This is a genomic window from Xanthomonas sp. LMG 12459 (assembly GCF_009192905.1).
GTDB lineage: Bacteria > Pseudomonadota > Gammaproteobacteria > Xanthomonadales > Xanthomonadaceae > Xanthomonas_A > Xanthomonas_A sontii.
In genome coordinates, this window is sequence record NZ_NSGT01000022.1 from 135,815 (window position 1) to 160,559 (window position 24,745).

Sequence of the window (24,745 nt, forward strand, 5' to 3'; positions counted from 1 at the left end):
GCAAGTATAGAGGGAGCACGATGACGGTCCGTTAGCGCCGGGGTGCCGTGTCGGGCGACCGGCCTTGCGCAACCGGGCCGCCCGGCAGACCTAGTCCGCCGTCGGGCGCGTCGTTGTCGCCGTCCCGTGCCGGGGATGGCAGCGCCGCCGCGCCGGGGCCGGTGCATGACGCCGTCGCTTCGCAGGGCGGCGGCATCACGCAGGCGCGGCGTGCGGTGGCACCTGGCACGACGCCCAGGTGAGCAGCACCGGACCAGGTGCCTGCCTGGAAGTGGCGGGCGACCGCGCAGACCCGTCAAACCGCGTCGCACGCTCTACACTGGCCGGATGCCTGCCCCCGCCTCCCGCACCGTCCAGATCCTCAAGGCCGACAGCTTCGGCCGCATCCTGCTGCTGGGCGAGGGCGAGGCGCGCTTCGTCCGCCGCGACCTCACCGCCTCGCCGTGGTGGCTGCGGCTGCCCGCATGGTGGCTGGCGCGGCGCGAGGCGCTCGCCCTGCGGCAGCTGAACGGCATGGCGGCGACGCCGCAGCTGCGCGGCTGGGACGGCACCTTCCTGGATCGCAGTTATCTGGACGGCGCGGCGATGTACCAGCGGCCGCCGCGCGGCGACCTGGCCTACTTCCGCGCCGCGCGGCGCCTGCTGCAGCAGGTGCATCGGCGCGGGGTGGCGCACAACGACCTGGCCAAGGAGGCCAACTGGCTGGTGCTGGCCGACGGCAGCCCGGCGCTGATCGATTTCCAACTGGCCGTGCGCGGCGCGCCGCGTTCGCGCTGGATGCGCCTGCTGGCGCGCGAGGACCTGCGCCATCTGCTCAAGCACAAGCGCATGTACTGCGCGCACGCGCTGACCCCGGTCGAGCGGCGCCTGCTCAAGCGCCATTCCTGGGTGCGTGAACTGTGGTTCGCCAGCGGCAAGCCGGTCTATCGCTTCGTCACCCGGCGCCTGCTCAAGTGGGAAGACAACGAGGGGCAGGGGCCGAAGCCCTGAGGGGCCGGGAGTGGGGAATGGAGAATGGGGAATGGAAAAAACGGAATCCGCGTGCGTCTGGTCTGACGGGCACGCGGCGAGAAGGCGCTAAGCTTTTCCCATTCCCGGTTCCCCATTCTCCATTCCCACTCCAATGACCCTGAAAGGCAAAACCCTCCTAATCACCGGCGCCTCGCGCGGCATCGGGCTGGCGATCGCGCTGCGGGCGGCGCGCGATGGCGCCAATGTGGCGATCGCAGCGAAGTCGGCGGTGCCCAATCCCAAGCTGCCCGGCACCATCCACACCGCCGCGGCGGCGGTGGAGGCGGCCGGTGGGCGCGCGCTGGCGCTGAAGTGCGACATCCGCGAGGAGGAGCAGGTGCGTGCGGCTGTGGCGGCGACGGTGGAGGCCTTCGGCGGCATCGATATCCTGGTCAACAACGCCAGCGCGATCTGGCTGCGCGGTGCGCTGGACACGCCGATGAAGCGCTTCGACCTGATGCAGCAGGTCAACGCGCGCGGCAGTTTCCTGTGCGCCCAGGCCTGCCTGCCGCACCTGCTGCGCAGCGCCAACCCGCACATCCTGACCCTGGCGCCGCCGCCGTCGCTGGACCCGAAGTGGTGGGCGCCGCATACCGGCTACACGCTGGCGAAGATGGGCATGAGCTTCGTCACCCTGGGCCTGGCCGGCGAGTTCGGCCCGCAGGGCGTTGCCGTCAATGCGCTGTGGCCGCGCACGTTGATCGCCACCGAGGCGCTGAACATGATCCCTGGCGTCGAGGCCGGCAACGGCCGCCGCCCGGAGATCATGGCCGACGCCGCGCACGCCGTGCTGACCCGGCCGGCGGCCGGTTTCTATGGCCAGTTCCTGATCGACGACGCGGTGCTGGCCGAGGCGGGCGTGCACGACCTGTCCGGCTACGCGCTGGATCCGTCGCAGCCGATGCTGCCGGATCTGTTCCTGGACTGAGACCCGGCGTGGCCGTGCGTGCCGGGTGTGCCGCGGCCGCGCGTTGCGGGCGTTGCGAGGCCGCGATCGCAACGCGCCGGCTACGCGCGGCGACGCGTTGCACAAACGCTCTGTTCCATCCGATCGCGTTCGCTGCCGCGATGACCACGCGTGGCGCGGCTATGCTGCCCGGGTCTTGATGCCACCGCCGCCCATGCCCGCTCCAGTCGCCGTCGCCCTGCCGCGTCTTCCCGAGTCCCGCCACGCCATCCACGCCGATCTCAGCGACAACGAGCGGCACATGCTCGATCGCCTGCGCCTGGCCGGCACCGCCACCCGCGCCGATCTCAGCCGCAGCACCGGGCTGACCGTGCAGTCGGCGGTGCGCCTGGTCGACGCGCTGGCCGAGCGCGGCCTGGTCGCGATCGGCGCCTCGCTGGCGCACGCGGGCCGCGGCAAGCCGGGCGCGGGCATCGCGCTCAATCCCGGCTACGGCCATACCGTCGGCTATGCGATCGCGACCGACGCGCTGTCGCTGGCGTTGCTGGATTTCAGCGGGCAGATCCGCGGCACCGCCGAGCATGCGCTGCGCTCGACCGAGCCGGCCGCGTTGCTGGCGCAACTGCGCGAGGCCGATGCGGCGCTGACCGCGGCGGCCGGCGCCGGGCTGGGTCCGCGCCTGGGCGCGGGGGTGGCGATGACCGGTTTCTTCGTCGAGGACGGTGTGCACATGAATCCGCCCGAGCCGCTGCGCGCGCTGGGCGAGCTGTCGATCGGCGACTGGCTGGCCGAGGCACTGGGCCTGCCGGTGTGGGTGGACAACGACGGCACGGTGGCGGCGGCGGGCGAGAGCCTGCTCGGCATCGGCCGCCAGTACCGCGACTTCGCCTATCTGCACTTCAATTACGGCCTGGGCGGCGGCGTGGTGATCGACGGCACCTGCCTGCGCGGCGCGCACGGCAACGCCGGCGAATTCGCCGGCATGCTGCCGCAGCAGGGGCTGGAGCGCGGCACGCTGGAACTGTTGCGGCAACTGCTGGCCGAAGACGGCATCGCGCTGCCCGACATCCGCGCGCTGCTGGCCGCCTACGATCCGGCGTGGCCGGCGATCGAGCGCTGGATCGCGCGGGTGGCGCCGGGCCTGTCGCTGATCGTGTCGGCGATCGTGGCGATCTTCGATCCGCAGGCGGTGGTGTTCGGCGGGCGCATGCCGCGCGAGCTGGCGACGCGGCTGATTCCGCACGTGCGCATCGACAACCAGCCGCGCCGCGGCCAGGCGCGGCCGTTGCCGGTGCTGCTGCCGGCCGCGGCCACCGCCGATGCCAGCGCGGTGGGCGCGGCGGCGCTGCCGTTGAAGGCCTGCTATTTCCGCTGAACCGGTCCCGCCGCGGCGTCGCCATGCCTGCACGCCGCCGGCGCTACCCTATGCGCCCTTTCCGCGCGCCATCGCGGTACGGCGCGTCCCATCCCCCACTCTCGGAGCTGTCACGATGAAATACCTGCACGCCATGATCCGCGTCCACGACCTGGAGAAGACCAGCACGTTCTTCACCGAAGGCCTGGGCCTGCACGAAACCCGCCGCATCGAGAACGAAGCCGGCAAGTTCACCCTGGTGTACTTCGGCGCGCCGGAGAACCCGGAAGCCGAGGTCGAACTGACCTACAACTGGGGCTCGGACGAGGACTACGGCAGCGCCCGCAACTTCGGCCACCTGGCCTTCGAGGTCGACGACATCTACGCCCTTTGCGCGCACCTGCAGTCGCTCGGCGTGACCATCAACCGTCCGCCGCGCGACGGGCGCATGGCCTTCGTGCGCAGCCCGGACCTGATCTCGATCGAGCTGCTGCAGAAGGGCGAGGCGCTGGCGCCGGCCGAGCCGTGGGCGTCGATGCCGAACACGGGCGTCTGGTAAGGGCTCAGGGCACCGTCTCGGGCAACGCCTGGCCGCAGCCCCGGCAATAGCCGGCGTTGCGGTCGTGGCCGTGCAGGCCGCAGTGCGCGCAGGTGCGCCGATCCGGCGCGCGGCTGCGGTCGGCATCGCGCAGGCTGTTGGCCAGTTCCGCGGTGTAGATGCCGGTGGGCACGGCGATGATGCTGTAGCCGATCAGGATCAGCACCGAGGTGATGGCGCGGCCCAGCGGGGTGAGCGGGGCGATGTCGCCGAAGCCGACCGTGGCCATCGTCACCACCGCCCAATACATCGCGGTGGGGATGCTGGTGAAGCCGTTGGCCGGGCCTTCGACCACGTACATCAGTGCGCCGAAGATCACCACCAGGGTGATCACCGTGAACAGGAACACGAACACCTTGCGCCGGCTGCGCCACAACGCATCGACCAGCAGGCTGCTTTCCTCGACGTAGCGGGTCAGCTTGAGGATGCGGAACAGCCGCAGCACCCGCAGCACGCGCACCACCAGCAGGGTCTGCGCACCGGGCAGCAGAAACGAGATGTAGGTGGGCAGGATCGACAACAGGTCGATCACGCCCCAGAAGCTCAGCGCGTAGCGCAGCGGCCGCTGCACCGTGGCCAGGCGCAAGGCGTACTCGGCGGTGAACAGCACGGTGAAGCCCCACTCCAGCACGTACAGCGCGCCGGCGTAACGGCTGTGCAGCGCCGGCACGCTGTCGACCAGGATCACCGCGACGCTGGCCAGGATCGCCGCGACCAGCAACAGGTCGAAGTTGCGCGAAGGCGTGGTGTCGTGCCGATAGATGATGTCGAACCAGCGGCGCCGCCAGCCGTGCTCGGTCGCCGGGGCGAGCGGGGAATCGAGGAAAAATCGCATGCGCCCATGCTACCCGAGCCGCCTTGCGGTCGCGGGCGCGCGCGCCGCGGCAGGCGGCGTCCTGATCGGATGCGACGCGGCTGCCGGAGAGCCCCCTGTGGGAGGGGCTTCCGCCCCGACGCCGTCGCGCTGACGCGTCGGGACTGAAGTCCCTACCACATGTCGAGCAACGGCCTGGCGGGGTTGCTGTGGCACGCGCGCGGGCGGCGGCGGTGTGGCACAGCAGCCTGCCGCCCCGTCGGTCCAGGCGGCGGCCGGCAGTCCCCGGCCGAGCGCTGCCGGCGGTCTTATAATCGGCGCTTTCCCCGCAGGACTGCCTCGATGACCGCTTCTTCCGCCGCGGAGCTGATCGCCCTCGGCCAACGCTACGCGCTGCCGATCTACCGTCCGCGCCAACTGGTGCTGGAGCGCGGCCAGGGCGCGCGGGTGTGGGACAGCGAGGGACGCGACTACATCGATCTGTCCGCCGGCATCGCCGTGTGCGGGCTCGGCCACAACGATCCGGACCTGCAGGCGGCGCTGCTCGAACAGGCCGGCAAGCTGTGGCACACCAGCAACGTGTTCTACAGCGAGCCGCCGCTGCGCCTGGTCGAGGAACTGGTGGTGGCCTCGCGCTTCGCGGAGAAGGCGTATCTGTGCAATTCCGGCGCCGAGGCCAACGAGGCGGCGATCAAGCTGGTGCGCAAGTGGGCCACCGCCCAGGGCCGTCCGCCGCAGCGGCGGGTGATCGTCACCTTCCGCGGCAGCTTCCACGGCCGCACCCTGGCCGCGGTGACCGCCACCGCGCAGCCCAAGTACCAGGAAGGCTACGAGCCGCTGCCCGGCGGTTTCCGCTACGTCGACTTCAACGACATCGTGCAGCTGGAAACGGCGATGGCCGCCGGCGATGTGGCCGCGGTGATGCTGGAGCCGGTGCAGGGCGAGGGCGGGGTGATGCCGGCGGCGCCGGGCTTCCTGGCGCAGGTGCGGGCGCTGTGCGACCACCACGGCGCGCTGCTGGTGCTGGACGAGATCCAGTGCGGCATGGGCCGCACCGGCACCCTGTTCGCGCACTGGCAGGACCAGATCACTCCCGACATCGTGACCCTGGCCAAGGCGCTGGGCGGCGGCTTCCCGATCGGCGCGATGCTGGCCGGGCCGAAGGTCGCCGAGACCATGCAGTTCGGCGCGCACGGTACCACCTTCGGCGGCAACCCGCTGGCCGCGGCGGTGGCGCGGGTGGCGCTGCGCAAGCTGGCCTCGACGGCGATCGCCGCCAACGTGTCGCGGCAATCGGCGGCGCTGCGTGCCGGCCTGGCGGCGCTCAACGACGAGTTCGCGTTGTTCTCGCAGGTTCGCGGCCGCGGGCTGATGCTGGGTGCGGTGCTGGCGCCGGCACATGCCGGACAGGCCGGCGCCATCCTCGACCACGCCGCCGCGCATGGTTTGCTGATCCTGCAGGCGGGCCCGGACGTGCTGCGCTTCGTGCCCGCGCTCAACCTCACCGATGCCGAACTGAGCGAAGGCCTGGCGCGCTTGCGCAGCGCGCTGCGCGCCTACCTCGCCGCGCGCTGAGCCGGCGACTCAGCCCAGGCCGTGCCGCGCCAGCGCGCGGCGCAGGGCGCGCGCGCCGCTGGCGGTTTCCGCGGCCATGCCGATCGCGCGGGCGCCGCGCACGTTGACGAACAGGTCGTCGATGAACAGCGCCTGCCGCGGGGCGACATCGAAGTGCGCCAGCGCGTGCCGATACACCGTCCCGTCCGGCTTGCGCCCGCCCAGGCTGCCGCTGCACAGCACGCGTCCGTGCAGCAGCGGGAACAGCGCGGGCACGATCTGCGGCATCGCCTGCGCCATCAGCGCACCGTTGTTGGTCAGCACGCCGATGGCCACGCGCTCGGCGACGGCCAGCACCTGCGCGACCACACCGGCGTCGGCGCGGCTGGCCGCCACCCGCGCGGCGATCCACGCGTCCGCGTCCACGACGGCGCCCAGGCCCGCGCTCAATCGCTGCAGGTAGGCGGCGGTGTCGAGTTCGCCGCCGTCGTAGGCGGTCTCCAGTCCGGAACCGAACAGGACCTCGCGGACCTGTGCGGCCTCGCAGCTGTAGTGCGCGGCCAGCGTGGCGATGCGGTCGGCACGCGTGTAGCGCGCCAGCACGCCGTCGAAATCGAGCAGCAGCAGCGCCGGCCGCGCGCGGGTCATTGCGGACATGAGGAGGCCTGGGTGAGTGGCGGCTGGCGTGGCGCGGGAGCAGCGAAGCTCACGCCGCTCTGCGGGGTCGCCGCCGCGTGCCGATGATGCAATGCGCCATCGCTTCTCGTTGACAAGCCATCGCGGGCCGGCGGACAGTCGGGGCACGCCGCCACGCGCGCGACCTGCCGTGGCGCAGTGTTGTCTTTCTTGCCGAGGAACCCGCCTTGAACACCAAGTTTCCATCCCTGCTGCTCGTCCTTGCCGGCCTCGCGTTCGCGCCTGCCGCCTGGGCCAAGACCTGCGCGGTGACCATCACCGGCACCGACCAGATGTCCTACGACCAGACCCAGATCAAGGTCGCGGCCGATTGCACCGAGGTGGCGGTGACGCTCAAGCACAGCGGCAAGCTCGCCGCCGCGGTGATGGGCCACAACTGGGTGCTGACCAAGACCCCGGATTTCCAGGCGGTGGCCAATGCCGGCACCAGTTCCAGCCTGGCCGACAACTACCTGCCCAAGAACGATCCGCGGATCATCGCCCACACCAAGGTGATCGGCGCCGGGCAGTCGGACACGGTCAAGTTCTCCACCGCCAAGCTCAGCAAGGGCGGGGACTACACCTTCTTCTGCTCGTTCCCGGGACACTGGGCGGTGATGAAGGGCAAGTTCGTGTTCGGTTGATCCAGCGCAGCGGCGCGGCGCCGGCCATCGGCGCCGCGCGTTGTCGTCATGCCAGGGTCGTGGCACCGGCATCTCAGCCGGCGGCGACCACCGCGAACGCCTCGCGCGCCGCGGCCAGGGTGGCCTCCAGCACGTCCTGGTCGTGCGCACTGGAGACGAAGCCGGCCTCGTAGGCCGACGGCGCCAGGAACACACCGCGCTCCAGCATCGCGTGGAAGAAGCGGTTGAACGCGGCGGTGTCGCAGGCGGTGGCCTGCGCATAGGTCTCCACCTTCTCGGTGGTGAAGAACAGCCCGAACATCGCGCCGACCTGGTTGGTGGTGACCGCCACGCCGGCCGCCGCCGCAGCGGCTTCCAGGCCGGCGCACAGCTGCGCGGTGGCCGCGTCCAGGCGCTGGTGGAAGCCCGGTTCCTGGATCAGTTCCAGCATCGCCAGCCCGGCGGCCATCGCCACCGGATTGCCGCTGAGCGTGCCGGCCTGGTAGATCGGCCCGGACGGCGCCACCTGCCGCATCAGCTCGGCGCGCCCGCCATAGGCGCCCACCGGCATGCCGCCACCGATGATCTTGCCGAAGGTGGTCAGGTCCGGCGTGACCCCGTAGTGCGCCTGCGCGCCGCCCAGGGCGACGCGGAACCCGGTCATCACCTCGTCGAAGATCAGCAGCGCGCCGTGCTGCGTGCACAGGTCGCGCAGGTGCTGCAGATAGCCCGGACGCGGCGGGATGCAGTTGGCGTTGCCGACCACGGGCTCGATGATGACCGCGGCGATCTCGTGGCCGATCTCCTCGAACAGCGCGGTGGCATCCTCGGCATTGTTGTAGGCCAGGGTGGCGGTAAGTTCGCTCAGGCCGGCCGGCACGCCCGGCGAGGTCGGCACGCCCAGGGTCAGCATGCCGCTGCCGGCCTTGACCAGGAACGAATCGCCGTGGCCGTGGTAGCAGCCTTCGAACTTGACGATGCGGTTGCGCCCGGTGGCGCCGCGCGCCAGCCGCACCGCCGACAGCGTGGCCTCGGTGCCGGAGTTGACCATGCGCACCATCTCGCAGGACGGCACCAGCCGGGTGATGGTCTGCGCCATCGTCACCTCGGCCGGGCATGGCGCGCCGAACGACAGCCCATCGCCGATCGCACGCTGCACTGCCTCACGCACCGCCGGATGGTTGTGCCCGGCGATCATCGGCCCCCACGAGCCCACGTAGTCGATGTAGCGGTTGCCGTCGACGTCGTACAGGTACGGGCCATCGGCGCGCTGCACGAAGAACGGCTCGCCGCCCACCGACTTGAAGGCGCGCACCGGCGAATTGACGCCGCCGGGAATCAGCGATTGCGCTTGGGCGAACAGGGCGTGCGAGCGGGAATGGGACATGAGCGGAAATCCTTGGCGATGCTGGCCGGGCCGACCGGCCGGGCGCGGAGCGAGGCCGTCTATTGTCGCGGCTGCCGCCGGTGTGCGCCATGTCGTCGATCCTGCCGCAGCCGGCGCCGCGCCGTGGATTTGCTTCAAGCCCCTCTCCCACCGTGAGAGGGGTTGGGGTGAGGGTCCGGCGCGCAGCGACGCGCGATGTTTGGGTGCATGAGGCTGCGCTCGTGCCCTCATCCGCCCCCGCGGGGCACCTTCTCCCACAGGGAGAAGGAACAGCGTTAAGCCCCTCTCCCGTCGGGAGAGGGGTTGGGGTGAGGGGGCGGCGCGCAGCGACGCGCGCTGTTTGGGTGCACGAGGCTGCGCCCGTACCCTCATCCGGCCCTTCGGGCCACCTTCTCCCGGCGGGAGAAGGGAGCGGCTAGCCCCTCTCCCGTCGGGAGAGGGGTTGGGGTGAGGGTCCGGCGCGGAGCGACGCGCGGTGTTTGGGTGCACGAGGCTGCGCCCGTACCCTCATCCGCCCCTTCGGGGCACCTTCCCCCGAAAAGGGGGCCATGGTCCCGAGGGGAGAAGGGAAGCGCTTGCGCCTCAGTCGAAACACGCCCGGTACGCGGCCAGTGCCGCGCGCGGATCGGGCGCATCGAACACGCCGCTGATCACCGCCAGCAGATCGGCGCCGGCCGCCACCAGCGGACGCGCGTTGTCCGGCGTGAGGCCGCCGATCGCCACGCGCGGCAGGCCCAGCGCTGCCGCATTGCGCAGCAGGTCAGGCGTGGCGCGGCGCGTGGTGACCTTGCTGCGGGTGGGGAAGAAGGCGCCGAAGGCGACATAGCTGGCGCCAGCCGCCGCGGCGTTGCGGGCCAGGGTCAGATCGTCGTAACAGGAGGCGCCGATCAATGCCTGCGGCCCGAGCGCGGCGCGCGCGGCGGCCAGATCGCCGTCGTCCTCGCCCAGGTGCACGCCGGCCGCGCCCACCGCCTGCGCCAGCGCGACGTCGTCGTTGACGATCAGCGGCACGCCGGCCTGTGCGCACAGCGTTTGCAGCGCCGCGGCCTGCTCGCGCCGTTGCGCCGCGTCGGCGCGCTTGTTGCGGTATTGCAGCCAGGTCACGCCCTGGTCCAGCAGCGGCGCCACCCGTGCCAGCAGACGCGCGCCGTCGGCCTCGTCGGGGGTGATCAGGTACACGCCGCGCGGCGCCGGGGATGCGTTCATGGCCAAGCCTTCCGATGCGTCGGCGGCGATGGGACAATGCCGTTCCGACTGTGACCTGCGATTATCCAATGAGCGACGCCAGCGCCACCACCTATCGCACTTGGATGTGCGTCGTCTGCGGGTTCATCTACAACGAGGCCGACGGCCTGCCGGAAGAAGGCATCGCCCCCGGCACCCGCTGGGACGACGTGCCCGACACCTGGACCTGCCCGGACTGCGGCGTGACCAAGGACGATTTCGAGATGGTGGAGATGGATTGACGGCTGGGATTGGAGAATGGGGAATCGGGAGTGGGACAGCGACTCCCGTGCCTTGCAGGCTTCACGCGGCGGCCAGTTTCAGGGCTGGCAGGCAGACATCGCGAGGCCGGGTGGTCGGATCGCAAGGCCGATACTCGGGAGAGCCGCATGTCCGCCGACGTTCGATGATCGATTCGGTCGGTTATCCATGACGGCTTGATCAGGTCAGCAACCTCTGAGCCTCAGGGCATGCGCTTTTCCCATTCCCGATTCCCCTCTCCCCATTCCCAGCGTCAATGCATCCGCTGCGCTCGCGCGCTCAGTTCCACCAGGCGCTCGCGGATCGGCAAGGCGTCGGAGGCCTCGGGGTTCAGTTGCAGATAGCGGCCCAGGTCGCGGCGCGCGCCGGGGACGTAGTCCATCTGCAGGTAGGCCATGCCGCGGTCGCGCAGGGCTTCGGGCTGGTCCGGCATCAGCTTGAGCACGCGGTCGGCGCTGCGTGCGGCGCGGTCCCACTCGTCGCGTTCGGCATACAGGCCGTGCAGGTTGCGCAGGACCCGGGCGAGGATCGCGCGGTGCGGCGCCGGGTCCAGGATCTGCAGCAGCGCGCGGTCGTCCGGGCTTTCGCCGCCCATGTGCGGCCGCGCGCGCTCGCGCAGTTCCTCCACCGCCAGCGGGCGCCCGCCGTTGAACGGGTCCATCACCAGCAGGCCGTCGTCCACCGGCAGGCGCACCAGGAAATGCCCGGGGAAGGACACGCCGTCGAGCGGGATGTCCAGGCGCCGTGCCACGTCCATCTGCACCAGCGCCAGCGAGATCGGGTTGCCCAGGCGGCGCTCGAACACCTGGTTCATGTAGCTGTTGCGCGGGTCGTAATACTCGTCGTGGTTGCCGCTATAGCCCAGTTCTTCGAACAGGTGGCGATTGATCGCCGCCATCTTCAGCGGCCACTGCTCGATCATCGCCACCTCGTGCCGCAGGTGGTCGGCATGACTCTGCGCCAGGGTGTCGTAATGGGTGGCGTCCAGCTCCGGATATTCGTCGCGGGCGATCAGCAGCGCGGTCGCCAGCAGCGGCAGGGCATCGTCATCCAGTGCGGCCAGGGTATTCCAGCTCGGCAATGTCAATGGGGCGGCCATGGCCCAAGACTGGCGGCAAAGCCGGGTCCGATCAAGTCCGGCCGTTCCCGACAGCGGTGTCGGGTTCAGCGCCGTGGTCGCGGGGCCTTTTCCCGACGCCGCCGGCACCGTTGACGGGTCAGTGGCCCTGCGGAATTCCCGGGCCGAAACGCAGTTCGGTGCCGTCCTGCAGCTTCAACTGCTCGGCCTGGCCGGCGTTGAGTTCGAGCACGTAGCGCGCCGGCGCGTTGCTCGGGTAGGGCGGGCAGGCGTCGCCGGCCGAGCACGGCGGCACGTCGCGCTGCTGCGCCACCAGCTTGCGCTGGTTGTCGAAGTACAGGATGTCCAGCGGGATCTTGGTGTTCTTCATCCAGTACGCCTGCGGTTCCTCGCGGTCGTGGATGAACAGCATGCCGTGGTCGGTTTCCATCTGGTCGCGGAACATCAGCCCGCGCGCGCGCGTCGCATCGTTCTGCGCCAGTTCCACTTCGTAGCGATGTCCGCCCAATTCCACCCAATGGTCGCCACCGGCGCTGGCGCAACCGCTGAGGGCAAGCAGGAGAAGGACGCAGAGCGCGCGGAAGAGGGACATGGGCGGACCAGGGCAGGGAGGACAGCGCGCACCTTGTTGCAAGGTGCGCGTGGCGTCAAGAGCGGGGAGTCGGGATTGGGGATCCGCCAGAGCCGGGGTTCTCGCTTTTGTGAATCCCCAATCCCGAATCCCCAATCCCACGCGCGCGACAGCGCGCGTCCTACAGGACGCGCGGCGGCTCGCCACCGACGATCACCACGTCGGCCGGGCGGCGTGCGAACAGGCCGACGCAGACCACGCCCGGGATCTGGTTCAGTTCGCGCTCGAGCGCCACCGGGTCGGTGATCGACAGGTGGTGCACGTCCAGCACCACGTTGCCGTTGTCGGTGATCACGCCGTCGCGCCAGACCGGCTGGCCGCCGGTGCGCGCCAGGATCTCGCGGGCGACCAGGCTGCGCGCCATCGGGATCACTTCGATCGGCAGCGGGAACGCGCCCAGGGTCTGCACCTGCTTGCTCGGGTCGACGATGCAGATGAAGCGCTCGCTGGCCTCGGCGATGATCTTCTCGCGGGTCAGCGCGGCGCCGCCGCCCTTGATCAGGCACTTGTTCGGATCGCACTCGTCGGCGCCGTCCACGTACAGCGACAGGTTGCCGGTGTGGTTCAGCTCCAGCACCTCGATGCCGTGCTGGCGCAGGCGCGCGGTGCTCTGCTCGGAACTGGACACCGCGCCCTTGATGCGGTGGCCGATGCGGCCGAGCGCGTCGATGAAATAGGCGACGGTGGAACCGGTGCCGACGCCGACGATCATCCCGTCCTGGACGTAGTCGATGGCTTTCTCGGCGGCAAGACGCTTGGCTTCTGACATTTGGAGAGCTCGGGAGTGGGGATTCGGGATTGGGGATTCGTGAAAAGCGGGTCGGCGGATGGGGCCGGGCGAATCCCCAATCCCCACTCCCGAATCCCGGCTATTCGAGCGAAAGCAGCAGCTTCCACTGCGCGGCGCTGACCGGGAACACGGACAGGCGGTTGCCGCGGGCGACCAGCGGGAAGCCCTCGCCCAGCGCGTCGGCGTGCTGCTTGATCTCGTCCAGGGCGATGGTGCGCGCCAGCTTGCGCTCGAACGCCACGTCCACCAGGTACCAGCGCGGTTGCTCCGGGGTGGCCTTGGGGTCGTGGTAGTCGGAAGACGGGTCGAACTGGGTGGCGTCGGGATAGGCCTGGCTGGCCACGCGCGCCACGCCGACGATGCCCGGCACCTTGCAGTTGGAGTGGTAGAACAGGATGCCGTCGCCGACCTTCATGCCGTCGCGCATGAAGTTGCGCGCCTGGTAGTTGCGCACGCCGTTCCAGGGCTCGGTGCCGACCCGCTGCAGGTCGTCGATCGAGAAGGCGTCCGGTTCGGACTTCATCAGCCAATAGCGGGTGCGTGCGGTCATGCGGGGGAATCGGGCGCGGTCGACAGGGTGAGGGATTCGGTGCAGACCGCGTCCAGCGCCACGTCCCAGGCCGCCAGCGGCAAAGCCGCGACCTGTTGCGCGTCGAAGGCGGCCCCGACCAGCCAGGGCGGCGGAGCCTGCCGCTGGCGGAAAGCGAAGCTGCGATCATACCAGCCGCCCCCCATGCCCAGGCGGCCGCCGGCGGTGTCGAAGCCGACCAGCGGCGTCACCACCAGCGCCATCTGCTCCGGCGCCAGGGTTGTGGCCGGGTCGACGTCGGGTTCGGGGATGCCATAGCGGTTGGCGCGCAGCGGCTGCCCGGGGCGCCACGGCGCGAAGCGCAGGGTGTCGCCGCTGAGCACCGGCAGGCAATACTGCACCGCCTCCGGCAGCGACAGTTGCCAGCGGTGCAGGGCGATCTCCCCGTCCATCGCCCAGTAGCCGCCGACATGGCCGTGCTGCGGCGCGAACGGCAGGTCCAGCAGTCGCTGTGCCAAGGCATCGGCGGCGGCCAGGCGCACGGGCGCGGTGAGCGCGCGGCGGCGCGCGCGCAGGTCCTGGCGCAGGGAGTCGCGGTCGTCGGCGGTCATCGGGCGGGCGTGGCGAGGGAGGCCGCTATTGTCGGCGGCGGCGCGCGCACTGACCAGGGCGCCGCCGCGACGATCACGCGTAGAGCGCCACCGTCTGCCGGCCCCACAGCACCAGCCGCCCGGCCGTATCCCAGATCTGCATGTCCTGCAGCGAGTAGCCGTCCTCGGCATGGCGGCTGGCCGAGCGCAGCAGGAACCAGTCGCCGGCGCTGGCCGGTTGCGGGAAGTCCAGGCTCCAGGTCATCGAACTGACCGGCGCCGGTGCGCTGAAGCAGGTCATCGCGGCCGGCGGCAGGCAGTCGCCTAGCGCGACCAGGGCCACGCTCGGGTCCACGCCGGCGGCGTCGCGATGGCGCGCCCAGACCAGCAACTCCGGATCGGCCGCGGCGGACAGCGGCAGCGCGCCGCCGGCCAGGCGCATGTCGAAGTTGGCGACGAAGGCCGGGGTCGCCGCGCTGTCGGCGATCGGGGTCGCTTCGTCGGGACCGACGACCGCCGGCCGCGCCGGCAGGAAGTCATGGGCGATGCGGCTGGGCCGCGGCTGCGCGAACAGCAAGGCCGCGCGCAGGGCGACCTGCCCGTCGGCCAGACAATCGACGCCCACGGAGGTGGCGGACTTGCCATGGCGCAGCACCTGCGCATCGAAGCGCAGGCTGCCGTCGGCGGGGCCGACGAAGCCGATGTGCGCCGACTTCAGCGGCGGCAACGCGGACGGTGCCGTGCGCAGCGCGGTCTGCAGCGCCAGCGCCGCGGACAGGCCGCCGAAGGCGGTGCGGCCTTGTCGCCAGCTGGCGGGGACGTCGAATCCCGCGGCGGGGTCGAAGCGGTCGAGGATCTGGGCGAGCGTCGGCAATCCGGGATCTCCGTGATGGGGCGACCAGTATCCCGGGTTTCGGTCGGTGCGAGAACGCGTGGCACCTGCAATGCGCCGGCGGCGACGGCGTGGTGAAGGCGCACGCTGCGGGCGCACAAAAGGAAACGGCGCCTTGCGGCGCCGTTTCCTGGAAAAATTGCATTCTCCGCCGTGACGATGCGTGCGAAACGACCTTGAACCCGGGGTTCAAGTGGGATGGCTGGAGAATCATCGGGCTTCCCGCTACGAGGCGGACCTGCACTCCCGATTCCGTCGCCACCCCGTGGTCGTCATTAAGGGACAAGGCGAATGTTTGCACACGCTGTCGTTCACAGCAGAGAACGCAAGTGGAGTATAGCGCCGTGATCGCGCTTGGCTAGTCCGTTCGTCGGTCGTTCGGTACGTTGCAATTCACGTTGATGATCGCAGCGCCACGTGCGGATCAGCGCGTCGTATCGACCACGCTGTCCAGACGCCGATTGAGATCGGCGAGTGTGCGCGCCATCTCGCGTTCGCGCTGCCCCTGTTCGTCGCGCAGTTGCTGCAACTCGTGCGCCAGGTTCAACGCCGCGAGCACGGCGACGCGGTCCACCGCGGCCATGCGGTTGCTGCCGCGCACCTCGCGCATCTTCGCATCGAGCAGGCGCGCGGCGGCGAGCAGGCCATCGCGTTCTTCGGCCTCGACGCCAACGGTGTATTCGCGGTCGAGGATGCGGACGCTGACCGGCTCGCTCACGTGTGCTGCTCCAGGGACTTCAGCCGGGCGATCATCGCTTCCACGCGCGAACGCGCCTGTTCGTTCTTGGTCAGCAACTGCGAGCGCTCGCCGATCAGGTGTTCCTGCTGCTGGCGCAGGCTGCGGTTCTCGTCGGACAGGCGCTGACAGCGCTCGACCAGCGTTTCCACGCGTGCGGCAAGGGCGCGAAGCTCGGCGAGGGCGTCAGGACTGTCCATGGCGCTCACGATAGGCATGCGCCCGAGGGGCGGTCAAGACGCCGCGCGGCGGCGCCATGGCCGGCGCTCAGGCAGGCAGCCGCAGCGGTTGCTGCAGCAGGCGCAGGCAGGCGTCCGGCTCCAGCGCCGGCGCCACCAGGTGGCCCTGGATCTCGTCGCAGCCGTGCGCGCGCAGGAACGCCAGCTGCCCGGCGTCCTCGACGCCCTCGGCCACCACCTTCAGCGCCAGCGAGTGGCCCATCGCGATGATGGTGCTGGTGATCGCCTCGTCGTCCGGGTCGCGGGTGAGGTCGCCGATGAATTCCTGGTCGATCTTCAGGGTGTTGATCGGCAGCCGCTTCAGGTAGGCCAGCGACGAATAGCCGGTGCCGAAGTCGTCGATGGCCAGGGTCAGCCCCAGCTTGCGGCAGGCGCGCAGCAGCTCGGCGTTCTTGCCGACCTGCGACATCACCACGCTCTCGGTCAGTTCCAGTTCGATGTTGGCGGCCGGCACGCCGGTTTCGGCGAGGATCCCGGCCATCAGTTCCGGCAGGTTGCCGCGCTCGAGCTGGATCGCCGAGACGTTCACCGACATGCACAGGTCGGTCAGCCCCATCCGCCGCCAGTCGCGCAGCGCGCCGCAGGCCTGGCGCAGCACCCATTCGCCGATCTCCAGGATCAGCCCGGTCTCCTCGGCCAGCGGGATGAACTGGCTCGGCGAGACCGGCCCGAAATCGGCGCTGTGCCAGCGCAGCAGCGCTTCCACGCCGACCACCCGCTGCGTGCGCAGCGAGTAGCGCGGCTGGTAGACCAGCTTCAGTTCCTGATCCAGCGGGATCTTGCGCAGCGTGCTGGCCAGGGTGGCGCGGTGACGGGTGGCCTCGTCCATGCGCGCCGAGTACACCTGCGCGTTGCGGCGCCCGGCGGCCTTGGCCTGGTACATCGCGGTATCGGCGTGCTTGAGCAACTCGCTCGGCAGCAGCGCGTGCTGCGGGAACAGGGAGATGCCGATGGAGGTGGAGACCGCGACCTCGCGGCGTTCGTCCAGCCGCAGCGGCGCCTCGAACGCGGCCAGCACGCGGGCGGCCACCGCCTCGGCCTCGCCCTGGCTGACGATGTCCTCGACCACCACGGTGAATTCGTCGCCGGCCAGGCGCGCCACCGTGTGCTGCGGTCCCACCGCCTGCTGCAGGCGTTCAGCCACCGCGCGCAGCACGCGATCGCCGACCGCGTGGCCGAGCGAATCGTTGATGTCCTTGAAGCGGTCCAGGTCCAGGAACAGCACCGCCACCGAGCCGGCCTGGCGCCGCGCCCGCACGATCGCCCGCGCCAGGCGTTCGGACAGCAGCGCACGGTTGGGCAGGCTGGTCAGCGTGTCGTAGTTGGCCAGATAGCGCAGTTCCTGCTCGGCGCGCTTCTGCTCGGTGATGTCTTCCAGTACCACCACCTGGAAGCTCTGGCGGCCGTCGGCGTCGACCACGGTATTGCGGCGCAGGTGGCAGAGGATCTCCTGGCCGTCCTTGCGCCGCTTCCAGGCCTCGCCGCGCCAGTGCCGGCCGTGGTCGGCCACCGGGGCCGCCGGCGTTTCCGGCGCGTGGTCGATCAGCGCCATCGGCTGGCCTAGTACCTCGCGCTCGCTGTAGCCGGTGATGCGGGTGAAGGCCGGGTTGACCGAGATGAAGCGGCGGTCCTCGTCGAGCACGGCGACCGCCTCGCCCATGCTGCGCAGCACTTCGGCGGCGATGCGCCGTTCCAGGTCGGCCTGGCGGTGCGAGGTGATGTCGCGTGCGGTGCCGGCGAGGCGGCGCGGCGCGCCGCTGGCGTCGTAGTCGACCACGCGGCCGCGCACCCGCGCCCAGTGCCAGACCCCGTCGCCGGCCAGGTCCACCCGGTACTCGGCGGTGTAGATCGCGGTCAGGCCCTGCAGGTGTTCCTGCAGCACCTGCCGCGCCTGCTGCACGTCGTCGGGATGGATCCGCAGCGGCTCGTTCTCGCGGATCACCAGGCCGATGTCCTGCGCGTGCGGCGTGGCCTCGTCGGCGCGCATCAGCCGCAACCTGCGCTGTTGCAGGTCGTAATCCCAGAAGTGTTCGCCCGAGGCCCACAGCGCCAGCTTCAGGTGCTGGTCGCGCTGCTGCAGTTGCGCGTGCCGTTGCAGTTGCTCGCGCAGGCGCCGACGCGAACGCAGCGCGAACAGCGCCGCCACCCCGCCGGCCGCCAGCGCGGCGAGCGCGACCAGCGGCCATGCGGCCAGCAAGGTCTCGCCGAACAAGGCGAGGCCGGTTCTTTCCGCAGCTCCTGCAGCAACGTGCTCCAATGGCATGGCGGAAAGTGACTTCTGTCAAAGAACGGGTGGTGGAGTGTAGGCGCGTGCCGGAAGCCACCACAAGCGGCGGCGCATACGCGGTTGCTACACTGCGCAGTCCCGATTCCGCCGCAGGCCTCGACAGGCCCGCGGCCAGCGCCCGACAGGCTTGCTCCATGACCGAACTTCCCACTGCCGACCAGATCGCCGATGCCAGCCGGACGCTTGGCCTGGCTGCGTCGGCAGCCGAACTGCACGGCGGCCTGTGCGGCTGGCTGGCCGGCGGCGGCGCCGAATTGCCGGCATGGCCGGCGGCCGTGCTCGCCGACGCCAGCCTCGCCGCGCCGCGCCCCGGCGATGCGCTGGACCGCCTGCGCGAGGCCACGACCGCGCAACTGAACGACCGCGATTTCGGCTTCGACCTGGTGCTGGCCGATGCAGGCGCGCCGCTGCCCGAGCGCGCCGACGCGCTGTTCGACTGGTGCCGCGGCTTTCTCGGCGGCTTCGGCCTGGCCGCAGGGGCTGCGCCGCCACTGTCCGAGGAAGGGCAGGAGGCGCTGCAGGACGTGGCGCGCCTGGCCCAGGCCAGCGCCGACGATTTCGACAGCGGCGACGAGGACGAGGACGCGCTGGCCGAGATCGAGGAGTTCGTGCGCGTGGCGGTGCTGCTGCTGCACAGCGACTGCGTGCTCGGCCCGCGCCACCGGCAGCGCCTGAACTGATGAAGCGGCTCACCGGGATTTCCTCCGGCGAGTACGTGCGCCGGCGCCGTCATTTGATGGACATGGCCGGCGAGCAGGCCATCCTGGTGCTGCCCAGCGCACCGGAGCGGGTGCGCAGCCACGACACGCACTACCCGTACCGGCAGGATTCGGACTTCTGGTATCTGTGCGGGTTCGCCGAGCCGGACGCGGTGCTGGTGCTGGTGCCGGGTCGCCGCCACGGCGAGGCGCTGCTGTTCTGTCGCGAACGCGACCCCGAGCGCGAAGCCTGGGACGGCCCGCGGGCGGGCCAGGAAGGCGCGGTCGAGCGCTACGGCATGGACGATGCCTATCCGATCGACGACCTCGACGAGATCCTGCCCGGGCTGCTGGAAGGCCGCTCGCGGGTGTATTACCACTTCGGCCGCGACGTCGATTTCGACCTGAAGCTGATCGGCTGGGTCAAGCGTGTGCGCGAGCAGGTGCGGCACGGCGCGCAGCCGCCGCACGAGTTCCTGGAACTGGGCCATCTGCTGCACGAGCAGCGCCTGTTCAAGTCGCGCGACGAGATCGCGCTGATGCAGGTGGCCGCCGACCTCAGCGTGGCCGGACATCGTGCGGCGATGCGGCTGGCGCGCCCGGGCGTGCACGAGTACCAACTGCAGGCCGAGATCGAGCGCGAATTCCGCGCCGGCGACGCCTGGCCGGCCTACGGCAGCATCGTCGGCAGTGGCCACAACGCCTGCGTGCTGCATTACCGCGCCAACGCCGCGCGCCTGCGCGACGGCGACCTGGTGCTGGTCGATGCGGGCGCCGAATACCGCGGCTATGCCGCCGACATCACCCGTACTTTCCCGGCCAACGGCCGCTTCAGCGCCGAACAACGCGCGCTGCACGACCTGGTCGGTGCCGCGCATGCCGCCGCGCTGGCGCAGGCGCGCCCGGGCGTGGCCTACGAGGCCGGACACCTGGCCGCGGTGCAGACCCTGACCGAAGGCCTGCTGCGGCTGGGCCTGCTCAAGGGCAGCGTCGAGCAGAACCTGGCCAGCGGCGACTACCGGCGCTTCTACCGGCACAAGACCGGGCACTGGCTGGGCCTGGACGTGCACGACGTCGGCGACTACCGGCTGGCCGGCGAATCGCGCCTGCTCGAACCGGGCATGGTGTTCACCATCGAACCCGGCCTGTACGTGTCGCCGGACGACAAGGACGTGGACCCGAAGTGGCGGGGCATCGGCATCCGCACCGAGGACGACGTGCTGATCACCGACGACGGCCATCGCGTGCTCACCGATGCCCTGGCGCGCAGCGCCGAGGAGATCGAGGCGTGGATGGCTGGGGAGCCGGGATTGGGGATTCGGGATTCGGGATGAGGTAACCGCGGCGGCCAGAGCGCGGACCTATCATCCTGGACGCAGAGCGGGCCGGATCCCTGGCGTTTCTTGCCGGCGTGGCGCCGCCCGCTTTAGCCAATCCCCAATCCCGAATCCCCAATCCCGCGGCGGCGGCTCAGGCCGCCGCCGCAAACACCGGCCGCGTCAGGTTCTCGGGTGCGTCCTCGGTGCACACCACTTCGTCCTCGATGCGGATGCCGCCGTAGGGCTTGAACTGCTCCACCCGCGCCCAGTCGACGCTGCCGCCATGGCCGGCCTGCTTGAGGTCGTCGAGCAGCATGTCGATGAAGTACAGGCCCGGCTCGATCGTCACCACCATGCCTGGTTCCAGGGTGCGGGTCATGCGCAGGTAGGGATGGCCGTCGGGGCGTTCGATGCGGCCGCCGCGGTCGCTGGCGGCGAAACCGGCGACGTCGTGCACCTGCAGGCCGATCGGGTGTCCCAGGCCGTGCGGGAAGAATGCGGCGCTGACGCCGGTGGCCACCGCGGTTTCCGGCGACACGGTGAGCACGCCGGCGTCCTTCAGCACGCCCATCAGCGCCAGGTGCGCGTCCAGGTGCAGTTGCCGGTAGTCGACGCCGGCGCGAACGTGCTGGCCCATGCGCTGCTGCGCGGCGTCCACCGCGTCGATCAGCGCCTGGAACTCGCTGTCGCAATCGGCTGCGTAGGTGCGGGTGATGTCGCTGGCGTAGCCGTGTGCCGAGGCGCCGGCGTCGATCAGGAAGCTGCGTAGCGGCGTCGGCGCCTGCCGCTGCAGTTCGGTGTAGTGCAGCACGGCGCCGTGTTCGTTCAACGCCACGATGTTGCCGTACGGCAGTTCGTTCGCGTCCTGGCCGACCGCGGCGCAGTAGGCCATGTGGATCTCGAACTCGCTGCGGCCGTCGCGGAACGCGGCCTCGGCGGCGCGATGGCCGCGCACCGCCGAGTGCTGCGCCTGGCGCATCAGTGCCAGCTCGTACGGCGTCTTGTAGGCGCGGTGGTATTCCAGGTAGTCCAGCACCGCCGGCGGGTTGTTCGGCACGTAGGCGCCCAGCGCGCTCTGTGGCTCGCCGAGGATCGCGCTGCGCGCGGCATCCGGCAGCAGCGCCAGCGCCTCGTCCGGGGTGCGGATCAGATGGATGTCGCAGTGGTCCACCCACCAGCCGCTGGGCGCATCCGGCACCACGTGCCAGTAGTCGCGCGGCTGGTGGAAGATCACCTGCGGACGGCGCCCCGGCGTGTACACCAGCCAACTGTGCGGCACCCGCGTCAGCGGCAGCCAGGCCTTGAACTGCGGGTTCACCGCGAACGGATAGTCGCGATCGTCGAATACCTGGTAGTGCAGGGTGCCGCTCGGGACCAGCAGGTGGTCGAAGCCACCGCGCGCCAGCGCTTCGTCGGCGCGTCGGGTCAGGGTGCGCAGGTGGTCGGGATACAGGGCGCTTGGATCGTGCTGGGGCATGGCGGCGGACTCGTTCGGCGATGCGGAAACGGGGGCGCCAAGTGTGCCGGAAACGATGCAGGCGTGTGGACGTGCACGGATGGTCTATGCATGGCATGCGATGCTGAAGCTACGCCGGCGATGCGGGGCTTTGTCGATCCGCCGGAGACTCTTTGCGGCCGATCGCGCAACGGTCGCGAATGGCCGTCGCAGGAGCGGCTTCAACCGCGACCTAGGCGTTCCCGGGAATGCCGGTCGCGGCTGATCCCGTCACAGGGATCAGTAGCGGCACCTGCGAGGTTGATCCCGCTAGCCGCCGGTCGCAGCGTCGATCCACTGCCGCAACAGGTCGCGATGCGCGGGGGAAATGGTCAGGAAGCGGAAGCCGGCCCAGGCCTGGCCCGGTGCGTGCGAGGGTTCGCTCCACAACAGGTGCGCGCCGATATCGATCTGCACGTCGCGGTCGGCGTGCGGTATCGCGAAGCGCAACTGGTACAGCGCGTCCTCGTGCAGCGGTGCCGAGGCGAGCAGCAGCATGCCGTGTTCGGAGACGTTGCCGAGGCGGCCGACCACGGCGTCTTCCATCAGGTCCAGCACCGGCACCATGTCCGGAACCTGGAGGCGCGGCGATCGGCGAGCGTCTGCGCTCATGCGCCCTCCATGGCGTCGTCGGCGGCGTGAACGCCGGCCAGGGTGCGCAGCGCGCGCACCGCGGCCTGCCAGGCGCGGTCGATCAGGCGGGCGCGGTCCTCGCTGACGATGCGCGCCTGTCCCTGCGCCAGCAGCCGCGCCAATCCGTCGAGCGTGTGTTCGGCGGCCTTCTGCCCGCGCTGGTTGACGAACAACGCGCGCTCGGTGATCGGGCTGTACCAGGACAGGCGTTGCCGCTTCAGGTCGCCTTGCTGGTTGACGACGAATTCGAACCAGGTGCCGAACGGCAGCGTGCGCAACCGCGCATACGCGGCCTGTTCGGCCTCGTTGCGCGGCGGCAGCGAGGGGCGCTCGCCGTCCTCGCCCTGCTCGCCGAGGCGGGTGCGCGCCTTCAGCCGCACGCTGAGTTCGGTGCGCGAGGTGGTGGCGTCGGTGCCGCCGGGCGTGGACAGGCGGCGGGCGATGGCCTCGGCTTCCTGCTGGTGGTAGCCCACCTGCAGCAGCGCCTGGCCCACGCGCTCGGCCAGGGCGGCATCGGAGGCGCCCTCGCTGCGGCAGGTGACCTCGGCGATGCGCTCGGCCAGGCCGATGCGCTCGCGCCAGGTCTCCGAGTCCTCGCCCTGACGCAGCAGGGTCAGCACCAGCACGTCGGACCAGGCCTGCTGCAGCAGGGTCTGCACGAAACCCGGCGGTTGCTGGGCGCTGCACAGCGCCTCCAGGGTGGCGGTCGCGGTCTGCTTGGCCAGCTCCAGCCGTTCCTTGCCGCGCGCGGCCTCGACGTGCCGGCGCTCGGCGATCTCGGCCTTGTGCGCCAGGCTGCGCTGCTGCGCCTGGATCTCCTGGTGGGCCTGCTCGAAGACGGTCTCGTCGCCTTCGTACTCCTCGATCACGCGGTCCACGGCCTGGTTGAGCTTGAGCAGCAGCGTCGGATCGCTGTCCTCTTCGCCCAGCCAGGTGGCGCCGGATTCGGCGACGGCATTGAGCAGTTCCCGCGCCGGGTGCCGGCTGCGCGCGAAGAACGCCGGATCCTGCAGCGCGGCGCGCACCAGCGGCACCTGCAGGCGTTCCAGTAGCGCCGCGGCCGGCGCGTCGGGGCGTACCTCGCGCTCGATCTCGCCGTACAGCAGGCCGAGCAGGTCGAAGGTGTCGGCCTGCTGTGCTGCCAGGGTCGCCTGCGCGCCGTGGGTGGCGCGCAGCGCCTGCAACAAGGCGGTCTGCACGTCGCGCAGGTGGCGGCGTCCGCGCAGCCCGCCCAGGGTGCTGTGGGCCGGCGGCTGCGCCTGCAGTTCGCCGAGGGCCTCCAACAGGCTGGCGGTCGGCACCGGGGCCGCACCGGCGGCGCTCGCCGGCCGCGCCGGAAGCGCGGCGGCACCGGCGGTCTCAGTCGTGGGCGCCGCCGCGGCGGGCACGGCCTTGGCGCGCGCCGCGGTCAGCAACTGGCGCAGGGTGGCCAGGTCCGGGCCGCTGGCGGCCGATTCCGCGGCGCCGGCTGCCGCGCCCGCTGGCGGCAGCGGTGCCGTCGCGGCAGGCCCCGGCGGCACGCCCATGGCGGGTGCGGCTTGACCAGGAGCGCTGGCGTTCCCGCGGGGGCCGCTGCCGGCAGCGGGCGGCACCGCGGCGCCGGGCATGCGCGCCGCGCGCCGCGTGCCCGGGTCGACATTGGTGCTGCGCGCCACGTAGGGCAGATAGATCAGGCCGGGCAGCACCCCGGCGTGGGTCAGCAGGACATTGGCCCGTTCCACCATCTCGCCGTAGCGCGCCAGCACCTGCCGTTCGAAGGCGCGATACAGCGCCAATTGCGTGTCCAGGCCAAGGCCCAACGCTTCGCCGGCGGTGCGCAGCAGCCGGCACAGCGCGTGCGGTCCCAGCGGCAGTTGCTCGATCTCGAAGGCGGGCCGCGCCGCCAGCACGCCGAAGCGCTGGCCGAGCAACTGCAGCGGGATATTGCAGCGGATCGCCTCGCGGCGGGCGATCTCGTGCAGCACGATGTCGCGGTCGATATCCACGTCGGCGACCAGGGTCAGCATCTGCGCGGCACCTGCCTTGGCTGCGCGCGGCGCAGCGGCCGTCGCCAAGGGGCTGCGGATCCTGGCCAGCCCGGCTTCCAGCTGCGCCTGGTAGAACGGCGCCAAGCGCCCGCATTGCGCGCGCGCGCGTTGCGCCTCCTGGAACAGGTCCTGTTGCACCTGGCCATTGCGGGCGCGCCCGGCCTGCTCGAGCAGGTCCTGCTCCAGCTCGTCCAGGGTCGCCTGCAGCGGCAGTTCCAGGGCCTGCCACAGCAGGCTGTTCAAGGCCAGCAGGATGTCGCGCACGCGCGCCGGCAGGGCGGCGCTGGCAAGCGTCGCTGGTGGGGCCGACATGGTCGCAGACAGGGGCATCCTGTGATCGCCGTTATACTTTTCTGCGCGGTATGTAGCACGATCCGCCGCCGCAACCAAGGC

The 24,745-nt window shown here is 70.9% G+C and carries 24 protein-coding genes, 1 other RNA gene and 1 pseudogene; 9 read left to right on the top strand and 17 right to left on the bottom strand.

From position 1 onward, the window contains the following. Window positions 1-327 precede the first annotated feature (327 nt). From CEK65_RS05280 to CEK65_RS05295, 4 genes are all read left to right on the top strand, one after another. On the top strand, window positions 328-990 hold the full coding sequence (locus CEK65_RS05280; RefSeq protein ID WP_017913428.1) for a serine/threonine-protein kinase: 663 nt from the start codon (window positions 328-330) through the stop codon (window positions 988-990). 133 nt (window positions 991-1,123) lie between these two features. Next, window positions 1,124-1,939, top strand: coding sequence for an NAD(P)-dependent oxidoreductase (locus CEK65_RS05285; protein WP_152181002.1), 816 nt, complete (start codon window positions 1,124-1,126; stop codon window positions 1,937-1,939). A gap of 193 nt (window positions 1,940-2,132) precedes the next feature. Then, complete coding sequence (locus CEK65_RS05290) at window positions 2,133-3,293, top strand: ROK family transcriptional regulator (RefSeq protein WP_026144674.1); 1,161 nt, start codon at window positions 2,133-2,135, stop codon at window positions 3,291-3,293. A gap of 115 nt (window positions 3,294-3,408) precedes the next feature. Further along, window positions 3,409-3,831, top strand: coding sequence for a VOC family protein (locus CEK65_RS05295; RefSeq protein ID WP_017910492.1), 423 nt, complete (start codon window positions 3,409-3,411; stop codon window positions 3,829-3,831). 4 nt (window positions 3,832-3,835) lie between these two features. Here CEK65_RS05295 and CEK65_RS05300 read toward each other — a convergent pair whose 3' ends face one another. Further along, the gene (locus CEK65_RS05300; protein ID WP_017913432.1) at window positions 3,836-4,705 is read right to left on the bottom strand and encodes an ion transporter; all 870 of its coding nucleotides are present in this window, start codon (window positions 4,703-4,705) and stop codon (window positions 3,836-3,838) included. 321 nt (window positions 4,706-5,026) lie between these two features. On the opposite strand from CEK65_RS05300, the gene CEK65_RS05305 reads away from it, so the two are divergent. Further along, window positions 5,027-6,259, top strand: a complete 1,233-nt coding sequence (locus CEK65_RS05305) for an acetylornithine transaminase (protein ID WP_152181003.1) — start codon at window positions 5,027-5,029, stop codon at window positions 6,257-6,259. Between the two features lie 9 nt (window positions 6,260-6,268). On the opposite strand, the pseudogene CEK65_RS05310 reads toward CEK65_RS05305, so the two are convergent. Next, a pseudogene (locus CEK65_RS05310) lies at window positions 6,269-6,938 on the bottom strand (HAD-IA family hydrolase). Between the two features lie 163 nt (window positions 6,939-7,101). Here CEK65_RS05310 and azu point away from each other — a divergent pair. Continuing rightward, window positions 7,102-7,557 (top strand): azurin, encoded by a 456-nt coding sequence (azu, locus tag CEK65_RS05315; RefSeq protein ID WP_017910448.1) that lies wholly within the window; start codon window positions 7,102-7,104, stop codon window positions 7,555-7,557. Window positions 7,558-7,630: 73 nt separating this feature from the next. Here the strand turns inward: azu and hemL are convergent, their stop codons facing one another. Together hemL and thiE are read right to left on the bottom strand one after the other, a co-directional pair. Then, a complete protein-coding gene (hemL, locus tag CEK65_RS05320; protein WP_152181004.1) occupies window positions 7,631-8,923 on the bottom strand; it encodes a glutamate-1-semialdehyde 2,1-aminomutase in 1,293 nt (430 codons plus the stop codon). Window positions 8,924-9,505: 582 nt separating this feature from the next. After that, the gene (gene thiE / locus CEK65_RS05325; RefSeq protein WP_152181005.1) at window positions 9,506-10,129 is read right to left on the bottom strand and encodes a thiamine phosphate synthase; all 624 of its coding nucleotides are present in this window, start codon (window positions 10,127-10,129) and stop codon (window positions 9,506-9,508) included. Between the two features lie 14 nt (window positions 10,130-10,143). On the opposite strand from thiE, the gene CEK65_RS05330 reads away from it, so the two are divergent. Beyond that, the gene (locus tag CEK65_RS05330; protein WP_223875626.1) at window positions 10,144-10,389 is read left to right on the top strand and encodes a rubredoxin; all 246 of its coding nucleotides are present in this window, start codon (window positions 10,144-10,146) and stop codon (window positions 10,387-10,389) included. A 272-nt stretch (window positions 10,390-10,661) separates the two neighbouring features. On the opposite strand, the gene CEK65_RS05335 is transcribed toward CEK65_RS05330, so the two are convergent. The 10 genes from CEK65_RS05335 to CEK65_RS05380 all read right to left on the bottom strand — a co-directional run bounded on the left by CEK65_RS05335 (window position 10,662) and on the right by CEK65_RS05380 (window position 18,105). Further along, window positions 10,662-11,507, bottom strand: a complete 846-nt coding sequence (locus CEK65_RS05335) for a SirB1 family protein (RefSeq protein ID WP_152181006.1) — start codon at window positions 11,505-11,507, stop codon at window positions 10,662-10,664. A gap of 118 nt (window positions 11,508-11,625) precedes the next feature. Next, a complete protein-coding gene (locus CEK65_RS05340) occupies window positions 11,626-12,078 on the bottom strand; it encodes a DUF192 domain-containing protein (RefSeq protein ID WP_017910443.1) in 453 nt (150 codons plus the stop codon). Between the two features lie 160 nt (window positions 12,079-12,238). Then, window positions 12,239-12,886 (bottom strand): ribose-5-phosphate isomerase RpiA, encoded by a 648-nt coding sequence (gene rpiA, locus CEK65_RS05345; protein WP_048491766.1) that lies wholly within the window; start codon window positions 12,884-12,886, stop codon window positions 12,239-12,241. A 100-nt stretch (window positions 12,887-12,986) separates the two neighbouring features. After that, complete coding sequence (locus tag CEK65_RS05350) at window positions 12,987-13,457, bottom strand: EVE domain-containing protein (protein WP_017915860.1); 471 nt, start codon at window positions 13,455-13,457, stop codon at window positions 12,987-12,989. Next, the gene (locus tag CEK65_RS05355; protein ID WP_043094869.1) at window positions 13,454-14,047 is read right to left on the bottom strand and encodes a 5-formyltetrahydrofolate cyclo-ligase; all 594 of its coding nucleotides are present in this window, start codon (window positions 14,045-14,047) and stop codon (window positions 13,454-13,456) included. The genes CEK65_RS05350 and CEK65_RS05355 overlap by 4 nt, the downstream gene beginning before the upstream one ends. A gap of 73 nt (window positions 14,048-14,120) precedes the next feature. After that, the gene (locus CEK65_RS05360) at window positions 14,121-14,900 is read right to left on the bottom strand and encodes a thioesterase family protein (RefSeq protein WP_152181007.1); all 780 of its coding nucleotides are present in this window, start codon (window positions 14,898-14,900) and stop codon (window positions 14,121-14,123) included. Window positions 14,901-15,059: 159 nt separating this feature from the next. Then, a non-coding RNA gene (gene ssrS / locus CEK65_RS05365) (6S RNA) lies at window positions 15,060-15,244 on the bottom strand. A gap of 98 nt (window positions 15,245-15,342) precedes the next feature. Next, complete coding sequence (locus CEK65_RS05370; protein ID WP_017910438.1) at window positions 15,343-15,636, bottom strand: cell division protein ZapA; 294 nt, start codon at window positions 15,634-15,636, stop codon at window positions 15,343-15,345. Beyond that, window positions 15,633-15,854: a TIGR02449 family protein gene (locus CEK65_RS05375; protein ID WP_017910437.1), complete on the bottom strand. Its 222-nt coding sequence runs from the start codon at window positions 15,852-15,854 to the stop codon at window positions 15,633-15,635. The genes CEK65_RS05370 and CEK65_RS05375 overlap by 4 nt, the downstream gene beginning before the upstream one ends. A 67-nt stretch (window positions 15,855-15,921) precedes the next feature. Beyond that, window positions 15,922-18,105, bottom strand: a complete 2,184-nt coding sequence (locus CEK65_RS05380) for a GGDEF and EAL domain-containing protein (RefSeq protein ID WP_173003364.1) — start codon at window positions 18,103-18,105, stop codon at window positions 15,922-15,924. Between the two features lie 209 nt (window positions 18,106-18,314). Here CEK65_RS05380 and CEK65_RS05385 point away from each other — a divergent pair, with 209 nt between their 5' ends. Then, on the top strand, window positions 18,315-18,860 hold the full coding sequence (locus CEK65_RS05385; protein ID WP_043094872.1) for a YecA family protein: 546 nt from the start codon (window positions 18,315-18,317) through the stop codon (window positions 18,858-18,860). Next, the gene (locus tag CEK65_RS05390) at window positions 18,860-20,212 is read left to right on the top strand and encodes an aminopeptidase P N-terminal domain-containing protein (protein ID WP_152181009.1); all 1,353 of its coding nucleotides are present in this window, start codon (window positions 18,860-18,862) and stop codon (window positions 20,210-20,212) included. Before CEK65_RS05385 ends, CEK65_RS05390 begins: the two co-directional genes overlap by 1 nt. Window positions 20,213-20,348: 136 nt before the next feature. Here the strand turns inward: CEK65_RS05390 and pepQ are convergent, their stop codons facing one another. The 3 genes from pepQ to CEK65_RS05405 form a co-directional block, all read right to left on the bottom strand. After that, entirely contained in the window at window positions 20,349-21,674 is a 1,326-nt protein-coding gene (pepQ, locus tag CEK65_RS05395) for a Xaa-Pro dipeptidase (RefSeq protein WP_152181010.1), read from the bottom strand. A 288-nt stretch (window positions 21,675-21,962) separates the two neighbouring features. Further along, window positions 21,963-22,304 carry a PilZ domain-containing protein gene (locus tag CEK65_RS05400; protein WP_152181011.1) on the bottom strand — a complete coding sequence of 114 codons (342 nt, stop codon included), beginning with the start codon at window positions 22,302-22,304 and terminating at the stop codon, window positions 21,963-21,965. Beyond that, entirely contained in the window at window positions 22,301-24,682 is a 2,382-nt protein-coding gene (locus CEK65_RS05405; protein WP_152181012.1) for a DUF1631 domain-containing protein, read from the bottom strand. Before CEK65_RS05405 ends, CEK65_RS05400 begins: the two co-directional genes overlap by 4 nt. Between the last annotated feature and the right edge of the window lie 63 nt (window positions 24,683-24,745).

What these genes read in the sequence shown, in the direction of transcription:
- CEK65_RS05280 (WP_017913428.1), top strand. Translation starts at nt 328, where the DNA reads ATGCCTGCCCCCGCCTCCCGCACCGTCCAGATCCTCAAGGCCGACAGC.
- CEK65_RS05285 (WP_152181002.1), top strand. Translation starts at nt 1,124, where the DNA reads ATGACCCTGAAAGGCAAAACCCTCCTAATCACCGGCGCCTCGCGCGGC.
- CEK65_RS05290 (WP_026144674.1), top strand. Translation starts at nt 2,133, where the DNA reads ATGCCCGCTCCAGTCGCCGTCGCCCTGCCGCGTCTTCCCGAGTCCCGC.
- CEK65_RS05295 (WP_017910492.1), top strand. Translation starts at nt 3,409, where the DNA reads ATGAAATACCTGCACGCCATGATCCGCGTCCACGACCTGGAGAAGACC.
- CEK65_RS05300 (WP_017913432.1), bottom strand. Translation starts at nt 4,705, where the DNA reads ATGCGATTTTTCCTCGATTCCCCGCTCGCCCCGGCGACCGAGCACGGC.
- CEK65_RS05305 (WP_152181003.1), top strand. Translation starts at nt 5,027, where the DNA reads ATGACCGCTTCTTCCGCCGCGGAGCTGATCGCCCTCGGCCAACGCTAC.
- hemL (WP_152181004.1), bottom strand. Translation starts at nt 8,923, where the DNA reads ATGTCCCATTCCCGCTCGCACGCCCTGTTCGCCCAAGCGCAATCGCTG.
- thiE (WP_152181005.1), bottom strand. Translation starts at nt 10,129, where the DNA reads ATGAACGCATCCCCGGCGCCGCGCGGCGTGTACCTGATCACCCCCGAC.
- CEK65_RS05330 (WP_223875626.1), top strand. Translation starts at nt 10,144, where the DNA reads ATGCGTCGGCGGCGATGGGACAATGCCGTTCCGACTGTGACCTGCGAT.
- CEK65_RS05335 (WP_152181006.1), bottom strand. Translation starts at nt 11,507, where the DNA reads ATGGCCGCCCCATTGACATTGCCGAGCTGGAATACCCTGGCCGCACTG.
- CEK65_RS05340 (WP_017910443.1), bottom strand. Translation starts at nt 12,078, where the DNA reads ATGTCCCTCTTCCGCGCGCTCTGCGTCCTTCTCCTGCTTGCCCTCAGC.
- rpiA (WP_048491766.1), bottom strand. Translation starts at nt 12,886, where the DNA reads ATGTCAGAAGCCAAGCGTCTTGCCGCCGAGAAAGCCATCGACTACGTC.
- CEK65_RS05350 (WP_017915860.1), bottom strand. Translation starts at nt 13,457, where the DNA reads ATGACCGCACGCACCCGCTATTGGCTGATGAAGTCCGAACCGGACGCC.
- CEK65_RS05355 (WP_043094869.1), bottom strand. Translation starts at nt 14,047, where the DNA reads ATGACCGCCGACGACCGCGACTCCCTGCGCCAGGACCTGCGCGCGCGC.
- CEK65_RS05375 (WP_017910437.1), bottom strand. Translation starts at nt 15,854, where the DNA reads ATGGACAGTCCTGACGCCCTCGCCGAGCTTCGCGCCCTTGCCGCACGC.
- CEK65_RS05385 (WP_043094872.1), top strand. Translation starts at nt 18,315, where the DNA reads ATGACCGAACTTCCCACTGCCGACCAGATCGCCGATGCCAGCCGGACG.
- CEK65_RS05390 (WP_152181009.1), top strand. Translation starts at nt 18,860, where the DNA reads ATGAAGCGGCTCACCGGGATTTCCTCCGGCGAGTACGTGCGCCGGCGC.
- pepQ (WP_152181010.1), bottom strand. Translation starts at nt 21,674, where the DNA reads ATGCCCCAGCACGATCCAAGCGCCCTGTATCCCGACCACCTGCGCACC.
- CEK65_RS05400 (WP_152181011.1), bottom strand. Translation starts at nt 22,304, where the DNA reads ATGAGCGCAGACGCTCGCCGATCGCCGCGCCTCCAGGTTCCGGACATG.
- CEK65_RS05405 (WP_152181012.1), bottom strand. Translation starts at nt 24,682, where the DNA reads ATGCCCCTGTCTGCGACCATGTCGGCCCCACCAGCGACGCTTGCCAGC.